The sequence below is a fragment of the Pseudomonas capeferrum genome, assembly GCF_013523055.1.
GTDB classification, from domain to species: domain Bacteria; phylum Pseudomonadota; class Gammaproteobacteria; order Pseudomonadales; family Pseudomonadaceae; genus Aquipseudomonas; species Aquipseudomonas capeferrum_A.
Window position 1 is genome coordinate 131,324 of sequence record NZ_JAAMQM010000013.1, and the last position, 19,818, is coordinate 151,141.

Consider the following 19,818-nt stretch of genomic DNA (forward strand, 5'->3'; position numbering starts at 1 on the left):
GCTGACGTCGTCTTGATCGCCGGTCTGGCAATGGCTTCACTACTGTCTGCACGCTGACACTCGCCGCCGCCAGGCGCGCCCGTCCCTGACCAGGGCACGCCGTCGCGGTCAGGTGTGATGGATCGCGCGGTCCTTGGTCTCCGGCAGGAAGAAGATCCCGAGCACCGCCGTCATCACCGCGATGATGATCGGGTACCACAGCCCATAGTAGATATCACCGGTCGCCGCCACCATGGCGAATGCCACGGTGGGCAGGAAGCCGCCGAACCAGCCGTTGCCGATGTGATAAGGCAGCGACATCGAGGTATAGCGGATACGCGCGGGAAACAGCTCGACCAGCCATGCGGCGATGGGGCCGTAGACCATGGTTACGTAGATCACCAGGATCGTGAGCAGCAGCAGGACCATCGGGTAGTGGGTCTTGGCGGGGTCGGCCTTCTCGGGGTAACCCGCCTCCTTCAGCGCCCCACCGAGCGTGGCGACGAATGCGTCATTGCGCGCCTTGAAATCGGCGACCGGCATGCCGGTGCCCTCGAAGCTCGGGACCACCCTGTCGCCGATCCGCACCTGAGCGAGTGTACCGGGTTCGGCCTTCTCGTTCTGGTAGGGAATGGCGCGCTTGGCCAGCAGACTCTTGGCGATGTCGCACGAACTGGTGAATTTGGCCTTGCCCACCGGATCGAACTGGAACGCGCATTGCTCGGGGTCGGCGACCACGACCACGGGGTTCTGCTCCTGGGCGACGAAAACGTCGGGGTTGCCGTACTGGGTCAGGGCCTTGAAGATCGGGAAATAGGTCAGCGCGGCAATGATGCAGCCCGCCATGATGATCTTCTTGCGCCCGATCCGGTCGGACAGGCTGCCGAACAGGACGAAGAACGGCGTGCCGATGAGCAAGGAACCGGCGATCAGCAGGTTGGCGGTCTGGGGATCGATCTTGAGTGTCTGCAGCAGGAAGAACAGGGCGTAGAACTGCCCGGTGTACCAGACCACGGCCTGGCCGGCGGTGCCGCCGAGCAGCGCCATGATGACGATCTTCAGGTTGTCCCAGCGCGCGAAGGATTCGGTCAGCGGCGCCTTGGAGGCCTTGCCTTCGGCCTTCATCTTCAGGAATACCGGCGACTCGCTGAGCTGCAGGCGGATGTACACCGAAATCACCAACAGCACGATCGACAGCAGGAACGGAATCCGCCAGCCCCAGGCCTCGAAGGCTTCGGTGCCGAGCACGGTGCGGCAGGCGAGGATCACCAGCAACGACAGGAACAGGCCCAGCGTGGCGGTGGTCTGGATCCACGAGGTGAAGAAGCCGCGCTTGCCGGGTGGCGCGTGCTCGGCCACATAGGTCGCCGCGCCACCGTACTCGCCGCCCAGCGCCAGGCCTTGGAGCAGGCGCAGAGTGATGAGGATGATCGGCGCTGCCACGCCGATACTGGCGTAACTGGGCAACAGGCCGACCACGGCGGTGGACAGACCCATGATCACGATGGTGATAAGGAAAGTGTGCTTGCGCCCGATCATGTCGCCCAGGCGACCGAACACGATCGCGCCGAACGGCCTGACCGCGAAACCGGCGGCGAACGCCAGCAAGGCGAAGATGAAGGACGTGGTTTCGTTGACGCCGGCGAAGAAGTGCTTCGCGATGATGGCGGCCAGGGAACCGTAGAGGTAGAAGTCATACCACTCGAACACGGTGCCCAGGGACGAGGCGAAGATGACCTTGCGCTCCTCCTTGGTCATTCCGCGGTTGGGCACAGGGCCCGTGGAAGTGCTGTCGATTGCCGCCATGGTTGTCTCCGTCGTGTTCTTCCAGGCCGGAGCACCTCACTACCGCATCCGTACGTACCCAGGCCCAAGGGCTGATGTCATCGAGTCAATGACTTGCGTAACGCTTGAACGCAGGCTGACGGCCACGCATCGCTGCGCGGTCTCTTGAAGCATAAACGCGCTTGGACGGATGTCCACTGGCGGCAAGTGCATCGTCGGGATCTGCGACGGGCTGGGGGGGTAGGGAGTATCGGTTGAGTTGGGCAGCGGGCTCTGGTCCTGGGCACGCTGCCTGGGTTTTTCGTATGGCTGCAGGCCCTGTCGCGGGACAAGCCCGCTCGCCACCGGTCCGCGGTGCAGCAAAGACATATTCCAGGTGGCATACCGTGGACCGGTGGCGAGCGGGCTTGTCCCGCGACAGGGCCTGCAGCCATACGAAAAACCGTAAGTCGAACGATAAGCTCCAGCACCGACCTGGCATGTTTCCCTCGAACAACAGGCACTGCCTCCCCACAATGGATGCCATCGACACACACCCAACCGGCCTCGATTCGCAACGGGCTCGCCTGCCCCACTTCCGGGTTACCATAGCCGCCCTTTGCAAGAGGTACCTATGTTCGATTGGGAAGACCTGCGCCATTTCTGCGCATTCGTACGAGAAGGCTCGCTGTCGGCCGCGGCCAGGACACTGGGTGTCGACCATGCGACCGTCGGCAGGCGGATCTCATCGCTTGAGGCCTCGCTCGACCTCAAGCTCATCGACCGTCGCCCGCGGGCCTTCGTGCTGACCGAAGAAGGCCTGCGTGTCGGCGAGATGGCCGAGCAGATGAACGCATCGTCCTTCGCCCTGGAACGCTATGCCGACTCGGGCCAGCAGCGGGTCGAAGGCGAGGTGGTGCTCTCGGCCCCTCCCGCTTTTCTCGGCAGCCTGATTGCACGGCATATCGGTGCGTTGTACAAACGCCATCCGCAATTGCGCCTGACCTTGGTGGGCACCAAGGCGCGCGCCTCGCTGGCCCGTCGAGAGGCCGACATCACCATCGGCCTGACTCGGCCCACCGAGCCGACCCTGGTGACAAGCCTGCTGGGCCGCCTGGATTTTTCCTTGTATGCCAGCCCGGACTTTCTGCGCTCGGGCGCCGCACAGGTTTTCATCGGCTATGACAAGACGCAGTCGAGATCGCCCCAGCAGCGCTGGTTGCTCAACCACGCCCAAGGGCGAGACTTCGTGCTCCACAGTAACGACCTGCGGATCCAGGCACTCGCGGCCGCGGGAGGCGCCGGTATCGTCTGTCTGCCGGCGTTCATGGCCGAGGAGTATGGACTCGAGCCCGTGGCCATGGATACCGAGGCCCTGAGCCTCGACATCTGGCTGACGGTGCACGAAGACGTACGGGACACGCCTCGCATCAAGGCGGTGACCGAGTTCATCACCCAGCGCGTGGCGCCCATCTACCGCATGTGAATTTTTGCATGATCCATCTGCGGGCTTGTGGAATTCTGCATCGATCGACGCTGCGTTAGGCTGCTGCAACGGTGTCGTTCAAGACACTGGTCGATCATCAGCGGAAGGAGTCAGCGCATGAAGTACGTCAAGTTGGGTAGCACGGGGCTGGACATTTCCAGGTTGTGCCTGGGAGGCATGACATTCGGCGAGCCAGATGCGGGGACTCACCCGTGGACACTTGGTGAAGCCGCCAGCCGCCCGATCATCAAGCATGCCGTGGAACAGGGCATCAACTTCTTCGATACCGCCAACAGCTATTCGGCGGGAACGTCGGAGATCATCCTGGGCAAGTTGTTGAAGGAGTTCACCCGTCGGGATGAAACCGTCATCGCCACCAAGGTCTTCTTCCCGGCCAACATGTGGGAAGGCTCCACGCGACCGAACGAGCAAGGGCTGTCACGCAAGGCGATCATGGCCAATATCGATGCGAGCCTGACCCGACTGGGCGTGGACTATGTCGACCTGTACCAGATCCACCGCTGGGACTACGGCACCCCCATCGAAGAGACCATGGAGGCCATGCACGATGTGGTGAAGGCAGGCAAGGCGCGCTACATCGGCGCTTCCTCGATGTATGCCTGGCAGTTCGCCAAGGCCCAGCAGGTGGCCGCGGCGCATGGATGGAGCCGCTTCGTCTCCATGCAGAACTACCTCAACCTGGTGTACCGCGAGGAAGAGCGGGAGATGATCCCGCTGTGCATCGATCAGGGTGTCGGCCTGATGCCCTGGAGCCCGCTCGCACGGGGTCGCCTCACTCGCCCGCATGGCCAACAGACGGAACGGACCAGGACCGATATTTCCGGGCAATCGTTCTACAAGGGGACGGAAGCGGAGGACGGTCGTGTCATCGGGGTAGTCGAGCAGATCGCCGCCGAGCGCGGCGTGCCGATGGCGCAGGTGGCGTTGGCCTGGGTATTGGGCAAGGCAGGCGTGTCGACGCCCATCGTCGGGGCCTCCAGGGCCGAGCAACTGGATGACGCCATCGCCGCGCTCGACCTGACGCTGACGGCCGAGGAGAACACGCGTCTCGAGGCGCTGTATGTGCCCCACGCGGTCACCGGGTTTTCCTGACGCGGTATCGCTTCCCGAGAACCCGCGGGTGGCTCAGGTTCGGCTCTTGGCCTGAGAAGAGAGATCCATCCTTCAAGTGCGCGACAGGCTGCCCCGCGGACCGGGGCGGCCAGAGCCACGCTTTAGATATTGGCCGGCGTGTCCAATCCTTACCCCTCATGAAAATATCGGAAGGTTCCTACAGCCGACGATGAGCCTCGGTAAGCGCGGGGATGGGAAATCTCGTTCATAGTGGAACGCGTTCATCTTGTCGCGAGCTCTCGACCATGCCTTGCAACCTGTTCTCCGTCCTGCCCGACGCCAACCCCGCCAGCCCCGAGTGGATCGATGCCTTGCTGACACGTCCCGGTCTGCGCATCGAACGCATCGTTTCAACGGGGCAAGCCAGCCCGCCGGGCTTCTGGTATGACCAGGAAGAAGGCGAGTGGGTCGTGCTGCTCAGCGGCAGCGCCGGTCTGCGCCTTGAACACGAAGCGCAGACACGGGTGCTCGCGCCTGGCGATCACCTCGACATACCGCCTCATTGTCGGCATCGCGTCGAGTGGACGGACAAGGCTGTTCCCACGGTCTGGCTGGCAGTCTTCTACGGACCTTGAGCGTCTCGGCGGGATGAACCGCCCGGGCGTCGTTTCGGCTTGACGCCGAACCTGTCGAGCGCCCGGATCACCTAGAACCATTGACCACATCTGTCACTGCGCGGACACGTGTTGTGCGTCCTGCCGCGCGCGATTCAGCGGTGAATGATTCTCGATACCAAAAAGCCTTCTGGATAAAGATCACAATGAACAACAGGAATGCTCCAACCTGCCCTGCCCGCCCCTACATGTTCGGCGCCCTCGGGCTTGCCGTCGCCTCCATATCGCCCTGTGCCCTGGCAAAGGACACTGGGTCGCTCACTCTGGACCTGAACGAGATCCACATCGATGCCGAAGCCGACAATGGCTACCGCGCCGAAACCTCGGCTTCCAGGAAATACACCGCCCCCCTCCTTGACACGCCCCAGACCATCACCGTCGTACCCACCCAGATCATCCAGGAGCAGCAGGCCCTGAGCTTGCGCCAGGTGCTGTCCAACGTCTCGGGCATCACTTTCAACGCGGGCGAAGGCGGTGGCGGCTCGGGTGACAGCATCAACATCCGCGGTTTCTCGGCCAACGGCAACATGCAGATCGACGGGCTGCGCGACAGCGCCCAGACCACTCGCTCCGACACCTTCAACGTGGACAGGGTGGAAGTCATCAAGGGACCCAATTCGGTGTTCGGGGGTGCCGGCACTACCGGTGGCACCATCAACATCATCAGCAAGCAGCCGCAGTACCAGGCGTTCACTCGACTGGGTGGCAGCATTGGTAGCGACAGCTACCGGCGCCTGACCCTGGACAGCAACCAACCCCTCGAAGGCGTGGGCCACGACAGCGCCGTGCGTCTCAACCTCATGGCGCACCAGAACGACGTGGCTGGCCGCGCCCGGATCGACCGCGAGCGTTGGGGCGTGGCGCCCGTGATGCGCCTGGGGCTGAGCGAGTCCAGCCGTCTGACCTTGAGCGCCTTCCACCAGGTCGATGACAACCTGCCCGACTACGGTGTCCCGGCGCTGGACGGCAAGAGGCTCCAGGGGGTCGGCCGCAAGGACTATTTCGGCTGGAGGAACCTGGACAAGGAAGAGGTCGAACAAAGCACTTTGACGGCCTTGTTCGAGCACGACTTCAGCGACAACCTGCGCCTGCAGAACATGACTCGCTACGGCAGGCTGGACCGCGATACCGTGGTATCGGCCTCCCATGTCAGCACCGAAGGCTTGGCGCCGGGGCGATACCGTCCCGCTGGGCCCCAGGCCTACGGGCGTGACGCCAGAACCGACCTGTGGATCAACCAGACCCTGGTCACCGCCAGCTTCGATCTGCTGAACCTGCGTCACGACCTGGTCACGGGTCTCGAAGTCTCCCGCGAGACCCTCGATCTCACGACCTACGGCCATGGCCTGCGCAGCAGCGCCTACCCGAGCGAGGGCTATGACCTGAGCAACCCGCCTGGCCAATGGTCGGGGCCTGCTAGCAAATCCAGGAGCGGCAGCACGAGCACTGCGCTGGACAATCAGGCGTTGTTTGTCTTCGACACATTGGCACTGCACGACCAATGGGACCTCAATCTCGGCCTGCGCTATGACCGTTTCAAGGGCGAGGCAGCGGTCTATTCGGCCGACCGTCTGCGCACCTCCAGCCTGGAATCCACCGACGAGAAACTCAGCGGGCGCGTGGGTATCGTCTTCAAGCCTACCGACAACGGACGTTTCTACGCGGCCTGGGGCAATTCGTTCAATCCCTCGGCCGAGGCACTGGCCGGCAATGGACGTGGCCTGAGCGCGGCTACCGAACGCCTTGCTCCGGAAAGAAACGACACCTGGGAGCTGGGCGCCAAGTGGGCGCTGCTGGACCAGCGTCTCGAGCTGGACGCCGCCATGTTTCGCGTCGTGAAGCACAATGCCCGCGAACCCATGTCCGATGGATCGACCCAGCTCGCCGGAGTACAGCGCGTACAGGGCGTGGAGCTGGGCCTGACCGGGCATGTCACCGAGCGCTGGAACCTGTTCGCCACCTACACCTTCCTCGACAGCGAGACCTTGAAAGCCGCGGACACCCCCGCGGGCATCGCGCGGGAGGGCCAGGCCCTCGCCAACACTCCGCCGCGCTCCTTCAACCTGTGGCAAACCTATGAGTTGCCGAGTGGCTGGACCCTGGGCCATGGCGCCCGCTACATCAGCGCGCGCAATGTCACCTCGAGCACCAGCGCCAAGCTGGATGCCGCCTGGGTACACAACGCCATGCTCGCCTACCGGGTCAACGAGCAGATGGACTTGCAGCTGAACATCAACAACCTGTTCGACAAGGAGTATGTCGAGCGTGTACGCCAGCAGAACGGCACAGGCGCCCGGTCTTCGGCCATCGAATACGGAGACGGCCGGGCGGCCATTCTCACGGCGACCTACAGCTTCTGAGCGACAACCGGATGCGAGCGGGAGCGGTGCCCGCGCGTATCGCCCGGATGCCATGCGTCTAACGATGGAACCTTGCTAGAGTGTCTATCCAGGGCTAGCGTCTCCTTTTCCGCGCCGCATTTTCGGGGCCTTCGTTCCAATGCAGCGGCTAATTGTCGCTGCGACAACAAGTGCCCGAGAAATATGTACTAACTTGTTAATTAGCTTGCTAAGAGTATAAACTGAACGCATTCCACCTTCGAGATCCCTGGCATGAAACACCCTACGCGCACTTCTGGCGCCTCTACATTCATCCTGGTCGGCCTGGGCGTGATCATCGCCCTGCTCGGCTTCGCCCTTGCGGCCGGCGGCTTCACGCTGGTCGACCTGGGTGGTTCTTGGTACTTCCTTATCGGCGGCGTGGCCATGGCCATCGCCGGACTGCTCATCGCCTGCCGCAAACGCACCGGCGCCTGGCTGTTCGCGGCCTTCCTGGCCGCCACGGCGATCTGGAGCCTGGTCGATGTCGGCCTGGTATTCTGGCCGCTGTTCTCGCGCCTGTTCATGTTCAGCGCGATCGGCATGGTGGTGGCCCTGGTCTACCCGATGCTGGTCCGTGCCAACGGTGGCATCACTGGCCGTGGCGCCTACGCCATTGCCGGTGTCATGGGCGTCGCCCTGATCATCGCCGCGGGCAATATGTTCGTCGCCCACCCAAGCGTTGCGCCCAATGGCAAGGGTCCTGGCCTGACGCCGGTCGAACCGGCCCAGGCGCAGAAAGACTGGGCGCACTACGGCAATACCGAAGGCGGCAGCCGCTTCGCGGCGCTCGACCAGATCAACCGCGACAACGTCGACAAGCTCAAGGTGGCCTGGACCTATCACACCGGTGATGTCGCCCTCAGCGACGGCAACGGCGCCGAAGACCAGCTCACCCCGCTGCAGATCGGCAACAAGGTGTTCATCTGCACCCCGCACAACAACCTGATCGCGCTCGACGCCGACACCGGCAAGGAGCTGTGGAAGAACGAGATCAACGCCCAGTCCAAGGTCTGGCAGCGTTGCCGCGGCATGGCCTACTTCGACGCCACCGCGCCTCTCGCCCAGCCGACCCAGCCCGACAGCTCCCCGGTCATCGCCAGCAGCGTGCCGGCCGGCGCCAACTGCCAGCGTCGCCTGTTGACCAACACCATCGATGGCCGCCTGATCGCGGTCGACGCCGACAACGGCGAGTTCTGCCAGGGCTTTGGCGAGAATGGCCAGGTCGACCTCAAGGCCGGCCTGGGCAACGTGCCCGACTCCTACTACCAGTTGTCCTCCGCGCCACTGATGGCCGGGACCACCGTCGTGGTAGGCGGCCGTGTCGCCGACAACGTCCAGACCGACATGCCCGGCGGCGTGATCCGCGGCTTCGACGTGATCACCGGGCAGATGCGCTGGGCCTTCGATCCGGGCAACCCGGAAGATCGCAATGCCCCGACCGGCGACGGCAGCTACGTGCGCAGCACCCCGAACAGCTGGGCGCCGATGTCCTACGACCCGGCCATGAACACCCTCTTCCTGCCAATGGGCAGCTCGTCCACCGATATCTACGGTGTCGAGCGTAGCAAGCTGGACCACACCTACGGCGCTTCGGTCCTGGCACTCGATGCCAGCACCGGCAACGAGAAGTGGGTGTACCAGACCGTGCACAACGACCTCTGGGACTTCGACCTGCCGATGCAGCCGAGCCTGATCGACTTCACCAAGGACGATGGCCAGAGCGTCCCCGCCGTGGTGATCGGCACCAAGGCCGGGCAGATCTATGTCCTCGACCGTGCCACCGGCAAGCCGCTGACCCAGGTCGATGAAGTGCCCGTCAAGCCGGGCAACATCCCGAACGAGCCGTACTCGCCAACACAACCGAAGTCGGTCGGCATGCCGCAAGTCGGTGCCCAGCACCTGACCGAGTCGGACATGTGGGGCGCGACCCCGTACGACCAACTGCTGTGCCGCATCGATTTCAAGAAGATGCGCTATGACGGCCTGTACACCGCGCCGGGCTCCGACCTGTCGCTGAGCTTCCCGGGCTCCCTGGGCGGCATGAACTGGGGCAGCATTTCCACCGACCCGGTGCACGGCTTCATCTTCGTCAACGACATGCGTCTGGGCCTGTGGGTGCAGATGATTCCGGCGCAGAAAGACGCTGTGGCGGCTTCCGGTGGCGAAGCGCTGAACACCGGCATGGGCGCCGTTCCGCTCAAGGGCACGCCGTATGCGGTGAACAAGAACCGCTTCCTCTCGGTCGCCGGTATTCCCTGCCAGGCCCCGCCCTTCGGCACCCTGACGGCCATCGACATGAAGACCCGCCAGGTCGCCTGGCAAGTGCCGGTCGGTACCGTGGAGGACACCGGTCCGCTGGGCATCCGCATGCATCTGCCGATCAAGGTCGGCCTGCCGACGCTGGGCGGTACGCTGTCCACTCAGGGCGGCCTGGTGTTCATCGCCGGTACCCAGGACTTCTACCTGCGCGCCTTCAACAGCGCCAACGGTGAAGAGGTCTGGAAAGCCCGCCTGCCCGTCGGCAGCCAGGGTGGCCCGATGACCTACGTTTCGCCCAAGACCGGCAAGCAATACGTGGTGATTACCGCCGGTGGCGCCCGCCAGTCGACCGACCGCGGCGACTCCGTCATGGCCTACGCCCTGCCATAAGGCCCGCGCCCGCCCCTTGCGGCGGGCCAGCCTGCAACGCGGCATCCGCTCTGGATGCCGTGTTTTTATCTCTTTTTATCGAACCCGCGTTTCCTTCAGGAAGGTCCCGCATGTCATCCGCTTTTCGTTTTACCCCCAACCGCCTGACGCCCTGCCTGTTCCTGGGCCTGACCTGTGGCACCGTCCTGCCCGCCCTGGCCGACGCCGACCTGTTCGAGCGCAGCACGCTCACGGGCGACTGGGGCGGCCTGCGTCATCAGCTTGAAGAAGATGGCGTGCGGATTACCGGCGACTACAGCGGCGAAACCGCCTACAACGCCCACGGAGGCCTGCACCGCTCCGCCCGCTACTCGCAGAACATCAAGCTGGGCGTGCAGTTCGACCTGAGCAAACTGTACGGCCTGGACAACGGCGGCAAGGTGCAGCTGACGATCAACGATCGCCGCGGCAACAGTGCCTCCGAAGACCTGGTAGGCAACCGCCTGCCGATCCAGGAAAACTACGGCGGCCTGTACACCCGCCTGACCGAATTGAGCTACGAGCGCACCCTGTTCACCCCTGCCCTCAACGTCAAGCTCGGCTACATGGCGATGGGCAACGACCTGGGCGGCCTGGACAGCGGCATCCTGTGCAACTTCATGAACGCCGGGTTCTGCGGCCATCCCCTTAACATGTCCGGTGGCAGTGGCTGGGCCAACTACCCCAACGCCCACCTGGGTATACGGGCCAAGTACGATTTCTCGCCTGCCTGGCAACTGCGCGCGGCCGTCTTCAACGTCGATCCCGAAAGCAACGGCAACCCGAGCCGCGCCTGGCATGTGGGACCCAAGCACACCACTGGTACCGTGGTACCGGTCGAGCTGATCTACAAGCACCTGGGCGAACTGCCCGGCGAGTACAAGCTGGGCTATTACTACGACAGCTCCAACGTCAAGCGTATCGGCAGCGACAAGGACGTGGCGGGCCGTGGCGGGCACTACCTGCTGATCGACCAGGCGGTGTGGAATGACCCCGCGTCGCCGGGACGCAGCCTGCACGCTTTTGGCCAGTACAGCGCGGCCAGCAGCGCGGCGTCGCCTTTTACCAAGTGGTACGGTACCGGCGTGGTGCTGTACAAGCCGTTCGCGGGACGACCTCGCGATACCCTGTCGCTGGGGTATGGCCGCGCGGTGCCGAACCCGCGCAGTCGTGATGTGCTGGAGACCGCGGCCCTGGCCAACGATCGGCAGTTCCCCAACCTTGATAGCGCCGAACAGCTGATCGAACTGAGCTATGGGTATCAGGCCACGCCCTGGTTGAACCTGCGTCCGGATGTGCAGTACATCATCGAGCCGGGGGCGTTTTCGGGTACGGACATCGATAACGCACTGGTCTTCGGGTTGCAGGTGAAGGCGTCGTTCTGACTCAAGTAACCGCGTGGGGGCGGGGCTTGTGATCGATGCCAGTCGGTTGAGGAAATTACTGATTGCCCGATAGCGGAGCATTTGGCCTCCGAGATCTGCTGTGTTGCTGATGGCCTATCGCGGGACAAGCCCGCTCGCCACTGGGCTCGCCGCTCCGCACACCGGTGGCGAGCGGGCTTGTCCCGCGATAGGCCATCAGCAACACAGCAGATCCCAGCTCATCACCGAAACATGTCTTCACTGCACCGCACAACGGTGGCGAGCGGGCTTGTCCCGCGATAGGCCATCAGCAACACAGCAGATCCCACCTCACCACCGAAACATGTCTTCACTGCACCGCACAACGGTGGCGAGCGGGCTTGTCCCGCGATAGGCCATCAGCAACACAGCAGATCCTAGCCTTGAGAACCTAATTGCTCCCCGCCTGACTGGCACCGGGCCTCGCCGGATTGCCAGACCATCCGCGAAGGCCGTCATCGACGAGCGCTTGGCCGTTCAACTGCCCGACTTGCCACTGATCGCCATGACGCCCTTGACCACCACGGCGACCGCCATCCCGATCAACGCACCCACGACGCAATGAATCCCGAGCGTGGACACCGTCGCCCAAACACCGGCATTTTCAACCAAACCCTCAACAAACTCTCTGAGCGGCGCAATACCATCGGCCACAAACGTCCCGCCCACCAGGAACATCGCCACGGTCCCGATCCAGGACAAGGCCTTCATCAGCAGCGGCGCCGCCGACAGCAACCCGCCCCCAAGCTTGCGAACGAACGTGCCCCATGCCCCGGTCGCCCTGGACTTGGTGAGCACCAACCCGGCGTCGTCCATTCGAACGATACCCGCCACCAGCCCGTACACCCCAACCGTCATCACCACCGCAATCAACACCAGCGTCACGATCTGCTGGAGCAAAGGCGCTTCGGCCACGATGTGCAACGTGATGACGATGATCTCCGCACTCAGGATAAAGTCCGTGCGAATCGCCCCGGAGACCTTTCGTTTCTCATAGGCCGCGAGCTCCTCGGGCGTCTTGGGCTTGGTCTTCGCGGGCTTGCCTTTACCGTCATCCTGACCAGCGCTCTCCTCACGACCGAGCTTGTCCTTGATCGCCTCGAAGCCTTCATAACAAAGGTACGCCCCGCCAGCCATCAACAGCCACCCGACCGCTGACGGGAGCACGGCGTTGAGGATCAACGCGCAAGGGACCAGGATGGCCTTGTTTCTCAGCGACCCCTTGAAGACCTTCCACACCACCGGCAGCTCGCGGTCGGCTTTCATGCCGGTGACCTGCTCGGCATTCACGGCCAGGTCGTCGCTGAGAACGCTTGCCGACTTTTTTGCCGCGACCTTGCTCATGAGGGAGATGTCATCGAGCAAGGTGGCGATGTCATCCAGTAATGCGAACAGGCTACTACCAGCCATGGGTGATTCCTTGTGCAGATTGAACGGGTCAGGAACAGGACCGGATGCAGACCGGCGCATGCGGTCGGAGGGGCAAGAACGGGTATCGATTCCTGATAGAGCTCGGGAATCGAGACTTCGTCCCGATGGGTTCCAAAGCGGTAGGTACTAGACCGTCATGGGCCGTTGCCGTTCGGTTCGTCGTGTGGGTCACGGGAGTTGTGTATGCAATGTTGGCAGTGGTGAAAAAGGTCCTCTTCCTGTTTACAAAGTCTGGCGCGATGGTTGCGAGCCTTAAAAGTCCTTTCAAGGGGTGGTATTATTATAGGGCTTGTCATGACCCCGCGACAAAGCGGGCAACAGGTTGACGCAACAACGACTCAAGTAGCTGATCGAACCAGGATCTCGGCGACAGGATATTTGCCTTCGAGTCGATGGCAGATAGCACGCTGTCATTTTTGCATTGATGCAACGCCCCATTCCCCCCCAATGCTGGGGAAGTCAGCCCAGTACCCTCATGGCGTCTGGTTTCCCGAATCACTCCGGCACCTGTCTGCACAAGGCTTGCAGCCCGGAAGTAGCAGATTGGTACGCTTGTTGCCGCACCCTCCGTAGACGCCCCCAAGTCCATGGGCTCGTTTGCAAGAGGATATGCTCATGCACCGATCAGCACCCCATCCACTGGCGCTCGCGATCATCGCCAGTCTCCTTCAGGTTCCGGCCCAGGCGGCACTCTACGCTGTCGATCCCGGTCCCTATCTTCCCGAGAACGGCAAGTTCGCCGCCTGGTACCAGGACACCCACGGCAGGGTCCTCGACCTGTGCCTGTCCAAGGCGGTCAGCTCACGCGCAGCTGGCGCGCCAGGCGCGCCGGCGTACATGTGTACCCTGCTGCCGACCCCTGAAGTGTTCGATGACACCCAGCCGATCGCCTTCCCCGAAAACTTCCCCGACGAAGCGTTCTGGTTCACCGCCGATGCGCAGATCGTCGATGCCGCGCGCGGTATCGACCTGAGCTTCGGCACGGCCATCGAGGCGGCCTTCAACGTCGAGGAGCCTATCGACGGCGACCAGGTGAGTTTTGCCAGGGTCCGGATCCGGGTCGATGTGCCAGTGGCAGGCACCTACGTGGTGACGCACCCCTACGGCGTCGAGGTCTTCGACGTGCCCGCCGGGGGACGCCGCGCGATCAACATGACCCGCGATATCGGCATCGGCTCGCCCGGCACCTACACAGGCGCCCTCAAGGGTGATGTGGGGCCCTTCCTGCGTAGCCTCAACGGTCCCTACACCGAGACCAATCCGGCCACCGGCGCCGGTGAACGCTATATCGGCGATCCCAACCTCGACGAGCCCGTGACGGGCAGCCCGTTCAACACCAACTATGTGCGCATCGAAGGGCCCAACGGCATAGACCTTCGCACCGAGCTGTTCTCGGTATCGGGCAAGCTGTCCGACGTGCAGCGCCCGACGCCGGTGATCGCCCAGCGCGGGACCTACTCGCGGCATAACGTGGACGGTGACCTGCGCGCTCAGCAGGACGTATTCGTCATGGCACCGCCGGCTCCCGCGACCGTTACCCTGAACACTCAGACACCCCCCCTGTCGCTCACGGAAGCGGACAGCACCGGGGCGTGGTACGCGCAGTCGGCACTGAACCCGACCTTGCCGTCGACCCTGCAGGTGACCGCGGACAATTCGCTGGCGATCGCCAGCAGCAGTCCGACCAGCGTCAACCTCGCGCTGACCGATCTCGTGGTCATCAGCCGCGCCGAATACAGCCTTGCCAGCGGTCAACTGACGCTGGTCGCCAGCACCAGCGACGAAACCAGTCCCCCTGCCCTCACCGCCCGCACCGGCAACGGCGCCACCATCGGCAGCCTCAGCGGCAATGGCGCGGTGAAGACGTTGAGCACCGGGCTCTCGCCGATCCCGCCGGCCACGGTCACGGTGACCAGCGCCAATGGCGGCAGCGACAGTGAACCCGTGGTGCTGGTGCCATGAACAGTCCTCAAGGAGGCATCATGAACAATTGGCCTCGCCTGGCGCTGTGCGCCGCCGGGCTCTCTTTCACGCTCACGGGCACTGCCTGGGCCGCCCTCTCGGAAGTCGATCCGGGGCCCTACACCCTGGCTACCGGCCGCTACCCGATGTGGTACAAGGACGCCGGCGACCTGTCCTTGGAACTCTGCCAGTCGCGGGCTACCAGCTCGCGAGCTCCGGGCGCGCCCGCTGCGCCCGCCTACATGTGTACCCTGCTGCCGGAGCCCGGTATCTACAATGATGCCTTGCCGTTGGTCTTCCCGGACAACTGGCCACCGGAGATGTTCTGGTTCCTGGCCGAGACAGAGATCCCCCAGGTCGGCAACAGTGGCTACGAGCTGGAAGTCTATGTGGCAGGCATCGAGGCAGCCTTCGCGGCCGAGAACCCGGTCGATGGCGATCAGCAAAGCTTCGCGCGCATCCGGATCCGCGCTTCCGTGCCGCGCGCGGGTACCTACACCATCACCCACCCGTACGGCGTGGAAACGGTCAACGTGACGGCCCCCGGACGTCGCGCCATCAACATCACCCGTGACATCGGTATCGGCGCGCCAGGAGATTTCAGCGGCGTGCTGCGTGGCAACCTCGGTCCCTTCCTGCGCGGGGTGGGAGGCCCCTATGTCGAAGTCAACCCGGACACCGGCGCCAGCGAGACCTTCATTGGCGACCCGAACATCATCGAAGCGGTGACCGGCAGTCCCAACGACACCAACTTCGTCCGTATCGTCGGCCCCGCCGGCACTATCCAGACCAACACCTTCACGGTCTCGGGCAAGGTCCTGGACGCGCGGGCGCAGACGCCGGTGGAGCTGGAGCGCGCCACTTACCAGCGCAACGCCAGCGGCACCCGTGTCGAAGTCTTCGCCAAGGCGCCCAACAGCGCCAGCCTCTGCCTGCGCAACGGTCTGGCGCTGGTCGGCACACCGCCTTCTCCCTGCCAGTTCAGTCTGCTGGCCGATAACAATGGCCTGTTCTTCAACCAGCAGCTGAGCAACACGGCACCGCCGCCGGTGGTCGTGGTCACCGCCAGTAGCGGCACGGGCAGTACCCGGCCCACCGCGCTGTCGAGCAAGCTCAGCGACGTGGTCAAGGTGCGAACCGCGAGGTATGACTGGGCGAGCAAGCGTCTGGTGATCGAAGCCAGCTCCAGTGACGAGGTGCGGGTTCCCGACCTAGTCGCGCAAGGCTATGGACGCCTGTCCAAGTCCGGCACCCTGCAGAGCCTGACGGTCAGCGACATCGCCCAGCCGCCGGCGGTCGTCACGGTCAAGTCCGCGGCCGGCGGCAGTGATGTCGAACCTGTCGTGGTCGTCGGCACGGCACCGGTAGAAGCCGAAAACCAGACGCCGCTGGCCCAGGCCGACACGGGCAGCACCAGCGTCGGGGTACCACTGACCCTCAACCTGCTGACCAATGACAGCGATCCGGATGGCAACGTCCCGCTGAGCGTCGCCGACCTGACCCAGCCGGGTACCGGCCTGGGCGCGGTGGTGCTCAATGGCAGCACCGCCGTGACCTACACCCCGCCGCCTGGCGCCACCTCGGCGCTGGTGGCCACCTTCAGCTACCGCGCCCAGGACAGCAAGGGGCTGAAGTCGGCACCCGCTACGGTCACCGTCAATGTCGCGCCGAACCAGGCGCCGACCGCTGTCGCGGAGACCGTCACCACCCTGGGCGTGCCGTTGGTGATCAATGTGCTGGCCAACGACACTGACCAGGAAGGCAACCTGCCGTTGTCGGTGGCGAGTGTCACTCAGCCGCCGGCCGGCCGGGGCACGGTCAGCACCGATGGCGCGCAGGTCACCTATACGCCACCAGCGACGGTCACCACGGCGTTCAGCACCAGCTTCAGCTACGTGGTGCGAGACGCGTTGGGAGCCTTGTCGGCTCCGGCCACGGTCACCGTTCAGGTCTCGCCACGTCCGGCGCAGGAGACCTTCGCGGTGACGGCCGCCACGGTCACGGCCCGTTCCAACAACCGCTTCAACTGGGATATCAGCGGGACCTCGTCGGTGACCACGGGCAACACCATCACGGTACAGGTCACCACGGCGAGCGGACTGGTCACCCTGGGCAGTACCACGGTGCCCTTGACCGGACGCTGGCGGTTGGCGGTGAGCAACAGCACCACCGCCGTCCCCACGGCGAGCCCGACCGCGACCATCCGTAGCAGTCAGGGCACCGTGCGTACCGTGCCGGTCATCGTGCAGTAAGGCCAGGCGCGAACAGCCAGGCAAGTGAAGGAGAGTGTCATGGAAAAGGTCTTGAGGGCCGTGCTCGCTCCGCTGCTTTGCCTGGCGTTGCACGGCCAGGCGGCCCATGCCGACGACCTGGCGGACAACGCCGATCTGGCGGTCGGGTCCGACCTGGGCGAACCGGTGATCGTGCGTCTGCTGCCCGTCGGCAGCGGCCAGGTGGCAGTCATCGAGCAGCAGGGCGCGGGCAACCGCGCCACGCTCGATCAGAACGGCCAGGCCCTGCTGGGCAAGATCGTCCAGTCCGGCGGTGCGCAGGAAGCGTTCATCCTGCAGGAGGGCAATGACCTGCAGGCCGGGATCAACCAACAGGGGCGTGGCAACAGCGCGTCGATCCGCCAGAGCGGGAGCGGCAACAGCGCCAGCATCGAGCAGATCGGCAACCACAACAGCGCCAGCATCGAGCAGGCGGGCACGGGGCTGTCGAGCGCCGTGTCCCAAGCCGGCAATGGGCAGCAGATACACATCACTCAATACCGTTAACCCGGAGGCACCACATGTTCAAGCACGCTCCCTTAAGCGCCGCCATTGTCCTGGCCATGGCGGGCCAGGTCATGGCCGACGACAGCGTCTCGATCCAGAATCAGATGGGCGATGAAAACATCGCCGAAGTCCTTCAGTCGGCCTCGCCGCTGTCTTCCGCCACCCAGAACCAGACCGGCCTGGGTAATAACCACATGGCCTTGCAGGATGGCAGTTCGTCGCAGATCCAGCAGAACACCAATGGCGAGTACAACGCCGGCTACGCCGAGCAGCTGTACGAAAACGGCAGCACCGTCCTCCAGCAGCAGACCGGCTCCCTGAACGACAGCTTCACCAGCCAGTCGCTGGGTTCGGGTAACCAGGCGCAGCAGATCCAGCAGGGCATGGGCAACCACTCCCTGATCTGGCAGGACACGCAGGCCGCCAGCCAGGGCACCACGGTCCAGTCGGGCGAAGGCAACGAGGCCAACATCGAACAGTTGTTCGGCGGCGCCAACAACAGCAGCAAGATCACCCAGAGCGGCTATGGCAACTACAGTGCCGCGGAACACCTGACCCATCAGGACGGGCAGATCGAGATCTTCCAGGAAGGCGCCGCGAACTGGGCCTATGGTGACCAGCGTGATGGGGTGGGCGGCACCATCGGCATCCAGCAGAACGGTACCGGCAACTCCGTGGAAGTCTGGCAGGACAATCAGACCGCCAGCCAGGCCAGCGTGACCCAGCTCGGCCAGACCAACGAAGTCATCCTCGACCAGAGTTTCGGTCGCGACAACGTCGCCACCTTGATGCAGAACGGGGAGCGCAACGCCAACTGGTCCGATCAGTACGAATCCACCCAGTCAGTGACCAGCATCACCCAGGCCGGCAAGGACAACCTGCACTTCACCTACCAGACGGGCGACAACCACAACCTGAGCATCACCACGACCGGGCAAGGCAACAAGATCATGGCCAGCACCTGGAAAGGCGAGAAGCCAGGCGGCCAGTTCGGCAGCAGTCAACGTGCCGAGATCAACCAGAACGGGGCCGGCAACAGCGTCAACCTGACCCAGGACGGCGTGGCACAACTGGCCCGGCTCAACCAGCAGGGCACCGCCAACCAGATGCAGACCCACCAGGCCGACAGCAACAACGAGCTGTACTTCGAGCAGAACGGCAGCGACAACCTGCTGGTCGCCGACCAGCGTGGCAATGACAACTACGCCACCGGCAGCAGCACCGGCGACGCCAACAGCATCACGGTGGACCAATCCGGCAGCGGCAACCAGAGTTCGACCTGGCAGCTTTACGGCAGTGGCAACCAGGCCACCATCAAACAGACCGATGGTGCCAATGTCGCCTTCGTCACCCAGGGCGGCAATGCCAACCAGGCAATCGTCAACCAGAGCGGCGCCAGCATGAGCGCAACCGTCAATCAATACGGCAACGCCAACCAGGCGAAAGTCATCCAACAATAACCTCTCCCCTTTGCGCCGCGGTCACTCCCTTGTGCCGCGGTCATTTTTTCCATGTGGCCGAAGGCCGAGCACCGACGGTCTACGACCTGACAGGACAAGTCATGGCGACGGGCCAACTGTCAGTGGGCCCTCAATGGCGTGAAACAGCAGCCTCTATTTGATCGTGGTCATTACCACTTTTTCAGGCTCGATGTAACTTTCGGAAATTTCGCTCAATGCTTGAGGAGGCGTCTGCTTGCCCATGGCCATTTGGCACAAAGATGATCCCGGGCAGATTCGCCAGGCGCCCCGCCAGCATCGCTGCCTGGCGTCCGCCCATTCCAGACGAGGCCCTACCATGCCTGCGCAAGACGCCCAGACCGCCGAACTCCAGCAGACCCTGCGCCAGTTGCTCGAACATGATGTCCTCAACCCCGATGAAGATCCGCACCTGAGCGGCGTGCTGTTCTTTTGCGCGACCGACGAACGGACCCGCCAGTTGATCGAGCGCATCGAGTTACTGGCCAGCGAAACGCTGTTCGACGCCAAGGGCCGCGCTCTGCCCGAGCGCATGCACGCCGCAGCCGTGGAGGGCGTTCGTATCAAGCGCAAGCGCAAGGCGCCGACCGATGAGACGGTGATTCGCATCGCGCTGCCGGACAAAGGCTACATCACCGTGAGTACTGCGCGGCTGTGAGCTGTCCGAAAGTCAGTGCCAGTAGCATCCTTGCCCAGGGGTCAAAGCTCTCGTGACCGAGGGGCTCTGTTTCCACCGACGCTG

13 protein-coding genes are annotated in these 19,818 nt (G+C 63.8%); 11 read left to right on the forward strand and 2 right to left on the reverse strand.

Annotated features, from left to right (window positions below):
* Positions 1–108: 108 nt before the first annotated feature.
* Positions 109–1,785 (reverse strand): MFS transporter, encoded by a 1,677-nt coding sequence (locus tag G7009_RS16205; protein ID WP_181131069.1) that lies wholly within the window; start codon positions 1,783–1,785, stop codon positions 109–111.
* Positions 1,786–2,377: 592 nt separating this feature from the next.
* Between G7009_RS16205 and G7009_RS16210 the strand changes: the two genes are divergently transcribed.
* The 6 genes from G7009_RS16210 to G7009_RS16235 all read left to right on the forward strand — a co-directional run bounded on the left by G7009_RS16210 (position 2,378) and on the right by G7009_RS16235 (position 11,410).
* A complete protein-coding gene (locus tag G7009_RS16210) occupies positions 2,378–3,229 on the forward strand; it encodes a LysR family transcriptional regulator (protein WP_181131070.1) in 852 nt (283 codons plus the stop codon).
* Between the two features lie 117 nt (positions 3,230–3,346).
* Positions 3,347–4,342: an aldo/keto reductase gene (locus G7009_RS16215; protein ID WP_181131071.1), complete on the forward strand. Its 996-nt coding sequence runs from the start codon at positions 3,347–3,349 to the stop codon at positions 4,340–4,342.
* Positions 4,343–4,608: 266 nt separating this feature from the next.
* Complete coding sequence (locus tag G7009_RS16220; RefSeq protein ID WP_181131072.1) at positions 4,609–4,938, forward strand: cupin domain-containing protein; 330 nt, start codon at positions 4,609–4,611, stop codon at positions 4,936–4,938.
* 185 nt (positions 4,939–5,123) lie between these two features.
* Positions 5,124–7,337, forward strand: a complete 2,214-nt coding sequence (locus tag G7009_RS16225; RefSeq protein WP_181131073.1) for a TonB-dependent receptor — start codon at positions 5,124–5,126, stop codon at positions 7,335–7,337.
* A 252-nt stretch (positions 7,338–7,589) separates the two neighbouring features.
* Positions 7,590–10,007: a glucose/quinate/shikimate family membrane-bound PQQ-dependent dehydrogenase gene (locus G7009_RS16230; RefSeq protein ID WP_181131074.1), complete on the forward strand. Its 2,418-nt coding sequence runs from the start codon at positions 7,590–7,592 to the stop codon at positions 10,005–10,007.
* Positions 10,008–10,117: 110 nt separating this feature from the next.
* Positions 10,118–11,410, forward strand: a complete 1,293-nt coding sequence (locus tag G7009_RS16235; protein WP_258197954.1) for a carbohydrate porin — start codon at positions 10,118–10,120, stop codon at positions 11,408–11,410.
* 495 nt (positions 11,411–11,905) lie between these two features.
* Here the strand turns inward: G7009_RS16235 and G7009_RS16240 are convergent, their stop codons facing one another.
* Positions 11,906–12,838: a DUF808 domain-containing protein gene (locus G7009_RS16240; RefSeq protein WP_181131075.1), complete on the reverse strand. Its 933-nt coding sequence runs from the start codon at positions 12,836–12,838 to the stop codon at positions 11,906–11,908.
* A gap of 636 nt (positions 12,839–13,474) precedes the next feature.
* Here G7009_RS16240 and G7009_RS16245 point away from each other — a divergent pair.
* From G7009_RS16245 to G7009_RS16265, 5 genes are all read left to right on the forward strand, one after another.
* The gene (locus G7009_RS16245; RefSeq protein WP_181131076.1) at positions 13,475–14,821 is read left to right on the forward strand and encodes a hypothetical protein; all 1,347 of its coding nucleotides are present in this window, start codon (positions 13,475–13,477) and stop codon (positions 14,819–14,821) included.
* Between the two features lie 20 nt (positions 14,822–14,841).
* The gene (locus G7009_RS16250; protein WP_181131077.1) at positions 14,842–17,073 is read left to right on the forward strand and encodes an Ig-like domain-containing protein; all 2,232 of its coding nucleotides are present in this window, start codon (positions 14,842–14,844) and stop codon (positions 17,071–17,073) included.
* Between the two features lie 39 nt (positions 17,074–17,112).
* Positions 17,113–17,598 (forward strand): curlin, encoded by a 486-nt coding sequence (locus G7009_RS16255; RefSeq protein WP_375139561.1) that lies wholly within the window; start codon positions 17,113–17,115, stop codon positions 17,596–17,598.
* Positions 17,599–17,612: 14 nt separating this feature from the next.
* Entirely contained in the window at positions 17,613–19,058 is a 1,446-nt protein-coding gene (locus tag G7009_RS16260) for a curlin (RefSeq protein WP_181131078.1), read from the forward strand.
* Positions 19,059–19,395: 337 nt separating this feature from the next.
* Complete coding sequence (locus tag G7009_RS16265; protein WP_181131079.1) at positions 19,396–19,734, forward strand: hypothetical protein; 339 nt, start codon at positions 19,396–19,398, stop codon at positions 19,732–19,734.
* Positions 19,735–19,818 lie beyond the last annotated feature (84 nt).